The 11,844-nt window shown below is 71.0% G+C and carries 11 protein-coding genes and 1 riboswitch; of the genes, 6 read left to right on the top strand and 5 right to left on the bottom strand.

The genetic code is table 11. The annotated features are described in order from the left end of the window. Nucleotides 1–494: 494 nt before the first annotated feature. Complete coding sequence (locus WMI84_RS04940; protein ID WP_347350942.1) at nucleotides 495–1,118, bottom strand: hypothetical protein; 624 nt, start codon at nucleotides 1,116–1,118, stop codon at nucleotides 495–497. Beyond that, a complete protein-coding gene (locus WMI84_RS04935; protein ID WP_347350940.1) occupies nucleotides 1,111–2,073 on the bottom strand; it encodes a sugar-binding domain-containing protein in 963 nt (320 codons plus the stop codon). The genes WMI84_RS04940 and WMI84_RS04935 overlap by 8 nt, the downstream gene beginning before the upstream one ends. Nucleotides 2,074–2,216: 143 nt before the next feature. On the opposite strand from WMI84_RS04935, the gene WMI84_RS04930 reads away from it, so the two are divergent. Genes WMI84_RS04930 through WMI84_RS04905 form a run of 6 tightly spaced genes read left to right on the top strand, consistent with a single transcriptional unit; the run spans nucleotide 2,217 to nucleotide 8,993 of the window. Further along, nucleotides 2,217–2,876, top strand: coding sequence for an SIS domain-containing protein (locus WMI84_RS04930; RefSeq protein WP_347350939.1), 660 nt, complete (start codon nucleotides 2,217–2,219; stop codon nucleotides 2,874–2,876). After that, complete coding sequence (xylB, locus tag WMI84_RS04925; protein ID WP_347350937.1) at nucleotides 2,873–4,330, top strand: xylulokinase; 1,458 nt, start codon at nucleotides 2,873–2,875, stop codon at nucleotides 4,328–4,330. The genes WMI84_RS04930 and xylB overlap by 4 nt, the downstream gene beginning before the upstream one ends. Nucleotides 4,331–4,352: 22 nt before the next feature. Next, nucleotides 4,353–5,408 carry an NAD(P)-dependent alcohol dehydrogenase gene (locus WMI84_RS04920; protein WP_347350935.1) on the top strand — a complete coding sequence of 352 codons (1,056 nt, stop codon included), beginning with the start codon at nucleotides 4,353–4,355 and terminating at the stop codon, nucleotides 5,406–5,408. Further along, nucleotides 5,405–6,913, top strand: a complete 1,509-nt coding sequence (locus tag WMI84_RS04915; RefSeq protein WP_347350934.1) for a sugar ABC transporter ATP-binding protein — start codon at nucleotides 5,405–5,407, stop codon at nucleotides 6,911–6,913. The genes WMI84_RS04920 and WMI84_RS04915 overlap by 4 nt, the downstream gene beginning before the upstream one ends. A gap of 5 nt (nucleotides 6,914–6,918) precedes the next feature. Continuing rightward, nucleotides 6,919–7,950: an ABC transporter permease gene (locus WMI84_RS04910; RefSeq protein WP_347350932.1), complete on the top strand. Its 1,032-nt coding sequence runs from the start codon at nucleotides 6,919–6,921 to the stop codon at nucleotides 7,948–7,950. Then, the gene (locus tag WMI84_RS04905; RefSeq protein WP_347350931.1) at nucleotides 7,947–8,993 is read left to right on the top strand and encodes a sugar ABC transporter substrate-binding protein; all 1,047 of its coding nucleotides are present in this window, start codon (nucleotides 7,947–7,949) and stop codon (nucleotides 8,991–8,993) included. Before WMI84_RS04910 ends, WMI84_RS04905 begins: the two co-directional genes overlap by 4 nt. 49 nt (nucleotides 8,994–9,042) lie before the next feature. On the opposite strand, the gene WMI84_RS04900 is transcribed toward WMI84_RS04905, so the two are convergent. From WMI84_RS04900 to WMI84_RS04890, 3 genes are all read right to left on the bottom strand, one after another. After that, nucleotides 9,043–9,720, bottom strand: a complete 678-nt coding sequence (locus tag WMI84_RS04900) for a DsbA family oxidoreductase (protein ID WP_347350929.1) — start codon at nucleotides 9,718–9,720, stop codon at nucleotides 9,043–9,045. Between the two features lie 119 nt (nucleotides 9,721–9,839). Continuing rightward, the gene (locus WMI84_RS04895; protein ID WP_347350927.1) at nucleotides 9,840–10,700 is read right to left on the bottom strand and encodes a C40 family peptidase; all 861 of its coding nucleotides are present in this window, start codon (nucleotides 10,698–10,700) and stop codon (nucleotides 9,840–9,842) included. A gap of 1 nt (nucleotide 10,701) precedes the next feature. Beyond that, nucleotides 10,702–10,875: riboswitch (cyclic di-AMP (ydaO/yuaA leader) on the bottom strand. 150 nt (nucleotides 10,876–11,025) lie between these two features. Continuing rightward, nucleotides 11,026–11,751, bottom strand: coding sequence for a metal-dependent transcriptional regulator (locus WMI84_RS04890; RefSeq protein ID WP_347350925.1), 726 nt, complete (start codon nucleotides 11,749–11,751; stop codon nucleotides 11,026–11,028). Nucleotides 11,752–11,844 lie beyond the last annotated feature (93 nt).

Genomic DNA, 11,844 nt, shown 5'->3' with positions numbered 1-11,844 from the left:
TCAGGCCGGGGTCCGACTGGTTCGAGTATGTCCCGGATGTCCGCACGTCGCGCGCGACAACAGGGACGGCTGTGCCGGTTCCATATCGCCTTGTCTCGCGCGACGACACTCTTGATGGGGGTGGACATGTCATCTGTGATGTATTCAGGTGCAGGTCCCCACCCGAGTTGACGCCCGCGCGAGTAGGGGCGCCGCATCGGCAACACCCACCGACGGCCAACCGTCCCGGCCTCCTCGACCGGTTCGACTCGGCGTGAGGCGGCTTGAACCCTCGCCGGTAGGCGCGCGATCCGACGGGCAGGGCCTTCATCGGTGCGCGGCCGCCGTGCATCGCGCGACGCGTTGTTGGTCTCGCGGCCCAGGAGAAGGCGGCGCTGTGCCGCGCCTGTGCCAACAACGACGGGGCGGAGCAATGCCCGTGTGAAGCACGACAGGAGCGTACGAGGGCACCACGCCCGCCCGTTCCTGGCTCGGCCAAGCTGAGCCAAGCGTTGTCACGTACCCCGCGTGGCGAGCAGGCCGGCCCACCGCTCGGCGCCCGACTCCGAGAACAGGTCGGTGCCGACCACGAGCCAGCCGGCCCCGGCAGCGGACAACCGGTCGGCATGGCGACGCTGTATGCCGCCGTCGACCCCGATCCGCCGGGTGGGCGAGGCGGCGTGCAACGCCTGCACCTTCAGCAGCACGCTCTCGTCGAAGGCGCTGCCCGCCGTGCCCGGCACGATCGACATGCACAAGGCAACCAGGTCGTCGGGCACGACCGTAACCGGCGTCTGCGGGGAGATGGCCACGCCGGGGCGGCAGCCCCGCCGGGCGATCCGGTCGACGGCCAGGTCCCAGTCGTCGCTCTCGGCGTGGACCACGACCAGGTCGCAGAAGTCGGCCCACGCATCGACCTCCCGCAGCGGGCGCTGCACCATGAGGTGTGCCTCGGCGGCCAGGCCAGTGGTCTGCGTGAGCTGGCGGGCCTGCTCGGCGGTGAACCCGCCGGGGCTGGCGAACCGCCCGTCCGTCGTGTCCCAGTGCAGCCGGCGCAGCCCAAGGTCCTTCAGCCGCTCCACCTGCGCGACCTGCTCGGACGGGCTGACCGACCAGAGTGATCCGGCGATCTCAGGCATCAGGGCCTCCCAGGACCGCGAGGGCGAGCGTCTGGTCGGTGACGAGCTCGGTGATCAGCCCCGCTCGGGCCACCACCCGGACCGCGTTCGCCTTGGCGGCACCCCCGGCGACGGCGATGACGCGGGGCACGGCCCGCAGCTGCTCGTAGGAGATCGTGATGCAGCGCTCCTGCAGGGCCGGGTCGACGGGCGCCCCGCTCCCCGTGAGGAGGATGCCGGCGATGTCCGCGACGACACCGCCGTCGACCACGCGGGCCAGGTCCTCGTCCGGCAGCACGCCGCGCATCTGGCTGTCCGGCGGATCCCACGAACCGACCGACAGCACGGCGGTGGTCAGTCGCGGGAACAGCGTCATCACCGCACGGATGTCGGGATGCCGGCGCAGCCCCTCGGCCGTCTTGGCGTCCGGCACGAACAGGGGGGCGAAGATCGGGTGCACGTCACCACCGGAGTGGCTGAAGACCTGGCGGGCGACCTCGATCGGGGACGAGGAGATGTCGCCCGCGATGACGCCGGTGAGCTGGACCACCGAGAGGCGCGGCAGTCGTTCGAGCTGGCTGGTCGTGGCGGTGAGTGTGCGCCCCCACGCCACGCCGAGGACCTCGTCCGGTCGCAGCGTCTCCGAGAGCAGCCCGGCCGCTGCGGTGCCGACATGATGCCGGATGGAGTCGCCGTCCCCGTGCGAGCGGACGACCCGGCACGCGTCGAGCCCGAGCTCGGCCCGAAGCCGTCCGGCAAGGTCCGGAGCGGGCAGGCCCTGGTCGTTGATCTGGATCGTCACGATGCCCTGCTCGGTCGCGCGGGCGAGCAGCCGGGCGACCTTGAACCGGGACACCCCGAGCTCGTCGGCGATGTCGACCCGGGACCGGCCCTCGAGGTAGTGCGCCCGGGCCACCGCGGCCAAGAGCGCCCGACCGGACTCGGAATCAGGCGCTCCGCTCGGATGAGCGCCCATAGCGCTACTGTGTGACATGAGTCTCAGTCCTTTTGTCGGGAGTACGACTTTGCTACGCTCGCCTGTATCAAGTTCACGCTCACATGAGCAGACTACCTCTCATGAGCGAGGAAAGGCCAGCGTCGACCCACGAAGGAGCGAAGGTGAGTGCGGAGAGCGGCATACTGGCGGTCGCACGCCAGCGTATGGTCGCCGAGGCGGACGGCATCCGTGCCGCGGCCGAGGCGGTCGACACGACGTTCGTGCACGCGGCGTCGCTGATCCTCACGTGCGAGGGCAAGCTGTTCGTTGGCGGCTCCGGCACCTCGGGGACCGTCGCCCGGCGAATGGCCCACATCCTGTCCGTCACCGGCACCCCGGCGGTGGCGTTCTCGCCCATGGACAGCCTGCACGGCTCGTCGGGGGCGATCACCGCGACCGACCTCGTCCTGCTGATCTCCAACGGCGGCGCCTCCGCCGAGGTCATCGAGTCCGCCCGGATCGTGCAGCGGCGTGGTGCCAGGGTCATCGCGCTGACGCGCAGCCACACGACGCCCCTGGCCAGGCTCGCCGACCTCAGTGTCGCCGTCGCGGTGGATGCGCGAGCAGAGCTCGGCGGGGTCGTCGCCACCGGGATCACCCTCGCGCAGTCCGCCTGGGGCGACGCCCTGGCCGAGGTGCTGATGCGCGGCCGCGGCTACAGGTGGCAGCAGTTCATGGACACCCACCCGGCCGGTGCCGTCGGTCAGCTCGAGGACCTGCCTCCCGACCCGCCGCCGCTGCCCATCCCCGCCCTCGCCTCGATCGAGGGAGCGCGCCGATGACCGACGTCGTCGTCGGCGTGGACAGCTCCACCCAGTCCTGCACGGTGGAGGTGCGCACGCTCGACACCGGCGAGCTGGTCTCCACCGGGCGCGCCCCGCACCCCGTGACCCACCCACCGGTCAGCGAGCAGGACCCGGAGGCCTGGTGGCATGCCCTGATCGCCGCGGTCCGCGACGCCACGAAGGACCTGACCGCCCGCGTCGTCGGGGTCGCCGTCGGCGCGCAGTGCCACGGGCTGGTCGCCATGGACGCGTCCGGCGAGGTGATCCGGCCGGCCAAGCTGTGGAACGACACCACATCCGGTCCGCAGGCAGCCGCCTTGGTAGCGAAGTTCGGCACGGCCTGGTGGGCCGAACAGGTCGGGATCACCCCCTCCGCCGCGATCACCGTCACCAAGCTGATCTGGCTGCGGGACAACGAGCCCGAGGCGTTCGCCCGCGTGCGTCACGTCGCCGTCCCGCACGACTGGCTCACCTACCGGCTCACCGGGCGCCGGGTCACCGACCGTTCGGACGCCTCGGGCACGGGCTACTTCTCCGCCGACACGATGACCTGGCGGACCGACATCCTGACCGAGACGGTCGCCGAACGGAACTGGCTGCCCATGCTGCCCGAGGTCCTCGGTCCCGACGACGGCGCTGGTCGGGTGACCGCACAGGTCGCCGCGGAGCTCGGCATCGACGGTGGCGCGGTGGTCGCCGCCGGCGGCGGTGACCAGCACCTGGCCGCGCAGGGCATCGGGCTCGGCACCGGCGACATCGGCTACAGCCTGGGCACCTCGGGGGTCGTCTTCGCCACCACCGACCGGCCCGTGAAGGACCCCACCGGCGGCATCGACGGGGTCGCCAACGTCACCGGCGGGTACCTGCCGCTGGTCTGCACGCTCAACTCGACCAAGGTGACCGACACGATCGCCCGGCTGCTCTCGGTCGACCACGCGACGCTGAGCCGCCTCGCCCTCTCCGCCGACCGGGCCCCGGACCGCCCGATCCTGGCCGCCTACCTCGACGGGGAGCGTTCCCCACGCCTGCCGCACGCGCGCGGGATGCTCGCCGGGCTGACCACGGCGACCAGTCGCGAGCAGCTGGCGCTCGCCGGGTTCGAGGGTGTCGCGCTGGGCCTCGTCCGCGGCGAGCGGCTGCTGTCCTCGCACGGCATCCCCACGAACGGGCGCACCATACTCATCGGCGGAGGGGCTCGCGCGGCGGCCTACCGGCAGATCATCGCCGACCTCACCGGACGACCCGCGCTGACCGTCGAAGCGCCCGAGGGTACGGCACGGGGCGCCGCGATCCAGGCGGCCGCGGTCGTCCGCGGCGAGACCGTCGCCGCGGTCACCGCGCAGTGGGCTCCCCGGGTCACCTCGACCACCGACCCCGCAACCGACCGCAACGACATCTGGCACCGCTATCTCCACCTCGCCGACCTGCAGGCCGGCGGCGACACCTTCTAGACACGAGACGAAAGGACCTTCCATGAGCGAGATCCCGACGACGATGACCGCGAGCGTGCTGCGCGGCATCGAGGACCTGGTCCTCGAGGACCGCCCCGTGCCGAGCCCGGCACCCGACGAGGTACTGGTGCAGGTGCTCAGCGTCGGGGTGTGCGGCTCCGACGTGCACTACTACACGCACGGCCGGATCGGGCCGTATGTCGTCGAGTCGCCCCTGGTGCTCGGCCACGAGGCGAGCGGCCGGATCGTCGCGGTCGGCGCGGACGTCGACGCGGCCAGGATCGGGCAACGCGTCGCCATCGAGCCGCAGCGGCCCTGCCGGGTCTGCGAGCTCTGCCGCGCCGGCGCCTACAACCTCTGTCCCGCGATGGAGTTCTACGCCACGCCCCCGATCGACGGCGCGTTCTGCGAGTACGTGCTGATCCAGGACGACTTCGCCTACGAGGTGCCCGACTCCATCAGCGACCACGCGGCCGCCCTCATGGAGCCCCTGTCCGTTGGCATCGCCGCCGCACAGAAGGGCGGCATCAAGGTCGGCGACACCGTGCTGGTGGCCGGCGGCGGGCCCATCGGCATCATCGCGGCCCAGGTCGCCCGTGCCTTCGGCGCCGTCGACGTCGTGGTCAGCGACATCAACCCGGCCCGCCGGGAGCTGGCGGCAGGGTACGGGGTCCGGGTCCTCGACCCGGCCACCGAGTCCACCGAGCAGCTGGGCGCCCACGTCTTCATCGACGCGTCCGGGGCCGTGCCCGCGATCGTGAACGGCATCCGGTCCGTCCGGTCCGGCGGGACCGTCGTGCTGGTCGGCAGCGCCGACGAGATCCCCCTGTCCGTGCCCGAGATCGCGATGCGCGAGGTGAACGTCACGGGCACCTTCCGGTACACCAACACGTGGCCGATCGCCCGAGCCCTGCTGGCCACCGGACAGGTCGAGCTCGACTCGCTGGTCACGCACGAGTACGGGATCGAGCAGGTCGAGGAGGCGCTCACGGGTGAAGGCAGCGCGGGATCGCTGAAGCGCATCGTGCTGCCCGGCGTCCGCAGGGTCGCCGAGCCGGAGCTGGCAGGTCGGGCATGAGCACCGGTCCTGATGGCAGCCTGCTGTCCGTCGAGGGCATCTCCAAGTCCTTCCCGGGCGTGAAGGCACTCGACGGCGTCTCCTTCGAGGTCCGGCCCGGGACCGTGCACGCCCTGTGCGGCGAGAACGGCGCGGGCAAGTCGACGCTGATGAAGATCATCAACGGCATCTACCAGCCCGACACCGGCACCATCCGGGTCCGCGGCGAGCAGGTCCGCATCAGGAACCCCATCGAGGCTCGCGCCAACGGCATCGCGATGATCGCCCAGGAGCTGAACTACGTGCCCGAGATGACCATCGCCGAGAGCTTCTTCCTCGGGCGGCTGCCGATGCGGTTCGGCAAGGTCGACTGGCGCCACATCCGCAGCGAGGCCAGGCGTCTGCTGGCCGAGGAGGGCCTCGACCTGGCGCCCAGCAGGCGGCTCAGCTCCCTGACCGTCTCGGAGATCCAGACCCTCGAGATCCTCCGGGCCGTGTACCACAGCGCGGAGGTGCTCATCATGGACGAGCCCACCTCTGCGATCGCCCACAAGGAGGTCGAGTCGCTGTTCCAGAAGATCCGGGCACTGCGCAGCCAGGGCAAGGCCATCATCTACATCTCCCACAAGATGGACGAGGTCTTCGAGCTCGCCGACGACATCACCGTCCTGCGCGACGGCACCGTAGTCGGGTCGTGGCCGGCCCAGGAGATCACGCCGGGCCAGGTCATCTCCCACATGGTCGGCAGGGACCTCGACCACGAGTCCTACCCGAAGGAACAGGTCGAGATCGGCGACGTCGTCCTCAGCGCGAGTGGCCTGTCCAGCGAGAGCCTGTTCGAGGATATCCACTTCAGCATCCGCGCCGGCGAGATCGTCGGGTTCGCCGGCCTCGTCGGCGCGGGCCGCAGCGAGGTCATCCGCGCCGTGTTCGGTCTCGACCCGCTCGACTCCGGGACCATCGAGGTCGGCGGCCGGCCGGTGCGGCTGACCTCGCCGAAGAAGGCCATCGCCAACGGTGTCGCCATGCTCTCGGAGGACCGCCGCCTGGTCGGGATCATCCCGCAGCTGAGCATCAAGAAGAACGCCACGCTGGCCAGCCTGGGCAAGGTCATCTACGGCGGGTACACCCGCAAGGGAGTCGAGGACAAGCTCGTCGGCGAGTACTTCGCCAAGATGAACGTGAAGGCGCCCAGCCCCGAGACCCGGATCGAGACGCTCAGCGGCGGCAACCAGCAGAAGGTCCTGCTCGCCCGCTGGATGATCGCGGACCCGAAGGTGCTGCTGCTCGACGAGCCGACCCGGGGTATCGACGTCGGGGCCAAGTTCGAGATCTACAAGATCATGACCGAGCTGGCCCGTCAGGGCCGCGGCATCCTGATGATCTCCTCCGAGCTGCCGGAGCTGATCGGCATGTGCGACCGCATCTACGTCATGTCCGCGGGACGGCTTACCGCAGAGCTCACGCGAGACCAGTTCTCGCAGGAAACCATCCTCAAGTACGCCATGAACGAAGAGGCAGCCTGACCATGATGACCAGACTCAGAACCTTCGAGGCCAACCGCTACTCCATCTTCATCATCCTGCTCGTGGTGTTCCTCATCGCGAGCTTCCTGAACCCCAACTTCCTCAGCTCCAACAACCTGTTCAACGTGCTGCGTCAGGTCGCGGTCATCACGATCCTCGCCTACGGGGCGATGACCCTGATCATCGGCGGGATGATCGACCTGTCCGCCGGCGCCGTCATGGCCTTCGCCGGGGTCGCCTCGGTCATGGTCTACAAGGCGACGGGCAGCCTGCTGCTGGCCCTGCTCATGGGCATCCTGGTCGGGGTGGTCTGCAACCTGGTCAACGCCTTCCTGGTCGCCACGCTCAAGACGCCCGCCTTCATCGTCACCCTGGGCATGATGCTGATGGCCAGGGGCGCCGTGCTCGAGCTCACCCACGGCCAGAACATCCTGCAGCTCGGCGACTTCATCGTCGTCGGCCAGGGCAACCTCGGCTGGCTGCCGATCCCCGTGCTTATCCTGATCATCCTGACCGTCGTGATCTGGTACCTGATGAACCAGACGCGCTTCGGCCGCTCGGTCTACGCCGTGGGCGGCAGCGAGGAGGCCTCCCGGGCGGCCGGGATCGCGGTCGAGAGGGTGAAGTACCAGGCGTTCCTGGTCAACGGGGGCCTCGTCGGCGTCGCGGGCGTCATCTTCATGTCCCGCGTCAACGCCGGGCTGCCCAACGCCGGCATCGGCTACGAGCTGCAGGCGATCACCGCGCCGATCATCGGTGGCACGAGCTTCTCCGGCGGCGTCGGCACCGTGGCCGGCACCCTGGCCGGCGCGCTCATCGTCGGCGTGCTGAGCAACATCATGAACCTCGTCGGCGTCGGCTCGTACGTCCAGCAGATCGTCATGGGCCTGATCATCGTCATCGCGGTCGCCTACGACGTGTTCAGCAAGCGCGGCAAGAAGAAGACGACGATCCTCAAGTCGGGTGGGCGGGACGCCGCCGCCGCGCCGCCGACCGCGTCGGCCCTGACCGCCTCCGAGGGCGAGGGAGCGAGATGACCCGGCACCACCGACTCGCCGGCGAACCGGCCGGAAGGCGGGCGGCCCTGACCGGCACGGTTCGCCGTCTCATCGCCGTGGGCATCGCGGCCCTGGTCGCGGCCACGCTCACCGGGTGCGCCGTCACGATCGGCAACCCGGGATCGGCCAACATCGTGCATCGCGAGAAGAAGGACATGTACAACGTGGCCTTCATCGCCCGGGCCCAGGCCGACTCCTTCGCCGCGTGGCTGGCCAACGAGATGAAGGCCGAGGCGGGCAAGTACCCCGACCTCAGCCTCCGGGTGTTCGACGGGCAGGCCGACGACGAGGTCGAGAACCGGATGATCGAGAACGCGATCACCAACCGCTACGACGCGATCATCATCCAGGCCAACAACGCCGAGGCGCAGCGGCCCTACATCGAGCAGGCCGTCCGCGCCGGGATCGTCACGATCACGACCAACCCACGCGTCGAGGGCATCCCGGGGGCCAACTCGGTCGATGCCAACCCCTACGACCAGGGCGGCGTGGTCGCGAAGTACGCCCTCGGCCTCGTCCCGAAGAACGCCAAGGCCGTGGTGCTCAACGGACCACCCGGCAACTTCCACAGCACCGAACGCCGCAAGGCCTGGCAGCAGGAGTTCTTCGACAGGCGCCCGGACGTCAAGATCGTCGCCGAGGACACGGCCCACTGGAACAAGGACGAGGCCCTCGACCTCATGGAGGACTGGATCCTGGCCCACCCGACCATCGACGCCATCGTCGCGATGAACGACAACATGGCGGCGGGCGCCCTCGAGGCCGGCAAGGGCAAGTCCATGCTGGCCTTCGGAGTGGACGGCACCCCCGAAGCCGCCCTGCTCATCAAGGCGGGCACGATGACGGCCACCTCGCTGCAGAACGCCCAGGAACTCGCGCAGCTGAACATCCGGGCCGCGCACGACCTGCTCACCAGCGTCAAGAAGGAGGTGAATGCCGACATCGGCAACCCGCTGATCACCAAGAAGAACGCCCAGCAGTACATCGACATGTACATCAAGGCGGGCCTGATCGAGCAGTGAACCTCCGACCGACGGGCGGTCCCGGACCGGTGCGCGCCAGCGCTCCGGCTCAGGGCCCGCCCGTCGCGACGTTGCGCAGGACCTGCAGGTAGTCCTCGACGCCGTGCAGGTCGCCCAGGCTGGTGGCGTGGTTGGCCACCAGGAACGGCACCGCGGTGGCAGCAAGCTCGCGAGCCGCCCGCTCGTCACCTCGCACCGTGGCGGAGTAGTCATGGCCGGCCAGCACCGTGGCCGCGCGCCCCTCGTCGAGGCCGGCCTCGGCGGAGATGCGCTGGAGGACGTCGCGGTCGTCGAGGGCGAGGCCCTCGGTGAAGTGCGCCGCGAAGCACCGTTCGACCATGGCCGACTGCAGCGCCGGGCCGCCCAGGTCTCGGGCGAGGGCGCAGAGCCGGTGCGCGTCATGGGTGTTGGCGCGCACCGCCCCATCCCAGTCGAACCGGATCTCGTGGTCGACGGCCGCCTGCTCGATGCGGACCCGCTGCTCGCCGGGCGCCACGGACTCGCCGGGCAGGCCGGCGTCGTGGTCGACCGGCCCGCCCCTGCCCGGCTCGAGATCGGGGTGCAGCTCCCAGGACCGGTGCAGCAGGGTGACCTCGCTGGGGCGCTCGAACCGGCCGACGGCCGCCTGGACCCGACGCCTGGCGATGTAGCACCACGGGCAGACCAGGTCGACCCAGAGCTCGAGGGTGATCGGCGTGGTGGACTCGGCAGCGGACTGGTCGGTCACCCGGTCAGTCAACCACGGCCCGAACCCCCCGTCCGGGAGACGCGGGTGGCCCCGACCGATGCGGTCGGGGCCACCGGAGAGGCGGGCTCGGGCCCGGCCGAGCAGCGGCTCGGGGCCGGTCAGAAGCGGCCGTAACCCGACGGGGTCGTCCAGATGGAGTGGTTGCCCACCGTCGTGCCGGGCCGCTGCGCGTCGATCATCCGGCCGGGGCTGACGTAGATGCCGACGTGGTAGGCCGGGTAGCCGAAGAAGACCAGGTCGCCGGGCCGCGGGGAGGAGACCCGGGCCGCCGCCGACTGCTGGGCGGAGGCGGTACGCGGGATCGAGACCCCGGCCTGCCGGTAGACCCAGGAGGTGAAGCCGGAGCAGTCGAAGCCGCTCGGGCTCGACCCGCCGTAGACGTAGGGCACCCCGAACATCGACTGCGCGATCCCGACGATGCCCGAGGCCCGCGGCGCCGGGTTGCTCGCCGGCTTGGCGGCACTGCGGGAGCCGGAGACGGCGCCCGAGCTCGGGGAGGTCCGGTTGGTGGAGCGCGACGCCGTCGCCTGGGTACGCGCGGCGGCGGCCCGTCGGGCCTGGGCGCGGGCGGCCTCCTGGCGGGCCCGCTCGCGGGCCTGCTCGGCACGTTCCCGCTTGACGACGAGGTCCTCGATGACGATGGGCTTGGGCCTGGGGGCCGCGGCGGGCTTGAAGCCGATGGTCGCCAGGGCGTCGCCGGCCGTGCTGACCGCCGCCCCTGGGCCGACCACCGCGGGGGTGGCGGCGGCAGCGGCGCTGACGACGGTGTCGGCGGTCGCGGGCCGGACCTCGGCCGCGGTGGCCGGGCCCGCCACGGACGCGATGAGCCCGCCCGAGGCCGCGACGATGGCGGCACCCTTGACGGCCGGCTGCGCCGACTCCTTGGCGATGAGCGTGAGTTCTGCGAGCGGGTTGTATCGACCCGGGGCGCGGTGGCGCCCGGTTGCGTTGTGAGCCACGAGTACCTCTCCACACGCCTACGGGGTGAGCTGTCGGGTTCGGGCTGGGAGGTCTGCCCGGCCCCCGCGCGTGGCCGTCCGGCCGCGCCCGGGGACTACACCCCAAGGGCGTCTCACGACGCCCGGGAAACGTGGTTCCCCCGCTCCTGCCATGCGAGTCTCGCGAAGCGTGGGCCGGCGGCAGGACTGGGCGAGTCGGTTCACGCACCCCCGCGCTGTCCGCGGGCGCCAGCCCAAGGTATCGGAACAGACACGGTCATGTCACATTGAGGTCACGCACATCACACTGAGGTCACGGAGCCCGGGCGGCTGTCTCAGCAGCTGGTCACCGGGCGGCTGCCGGCGGCTCGAGCTCGCAGAAGACGTGTGCCGCCACCTCAGGGGGCAACGGCACCGCGTCGTCGGGTGCCGAGCCGGCCGGGCTGACGTTGACGCCGCCGCTCCCGGGTCCCAGCCGCACCTGCGCCCCGGGCAGGGCTCCCGCGCGCGTCAGCAGGGCCAGGGCCGCCGGGTCGACCTGGACCGGCTCCCCGATCCGGCGCACCGTCGCCCGGACCGGCACCTCGCCCGCGCCGCCGGCGACCGCCTCGACCAGCGTGACCAGCCCGGCGCGGAAGTCCCCGCCCGCCGCGTCTCCGAACTCGTCGAGGCCGGGAATGGGGTTGCCGTACGGCGACTCGCGGCCCTGCCCGATCAGGCCGAGGATCTTGCGCTCGACCTGCTCGGACATGACGTGCTCCCAGCGGCACGCCTCCTCGTGCGCGTACTCCCACTCCAACCCGATCACGTCGACGAGAAGCCGCTCGGCGAGGCGGTGCTTGCGCATCACGCGCACCGCCCGCAGCCGGCCCTCCGTGGACAGCTCGAGGTGCCTGTCCCCGGTCACCCGGACGAGCCCGTCCCGCTCCATCCGACCCACGGTCTGCGACACCGTCGGTCCCGAGTGGCCCAGCCGCTCGGCGATCCTGGCCCGCAGCGGGACGATGCCCTCCTCCTCGAGCTCGTAGATCGTGCGGAGGTACATCTCGGTGGTGTCGATGAGGTCGGTCACGGTCCTCCTTGGTCAGACTTACGAGGATACTCGGGAGCCCACCCCCGAGCGGGGGCTACGGGACACGTGACCGGACCTGTCCCGGCCCGGCCC

It is taken from the genome of Intrasporangium sp., assembly GCF_039812505.1.
Classification (GTDB): Bacteria; Actinomycetota; Actinomycetes; order Actinomycetales; family Dermatophilaceae; genus Intrasporangium_A.
This window is presented reverse-complemented; position numbering and strand designations above follow the sequence as displayed.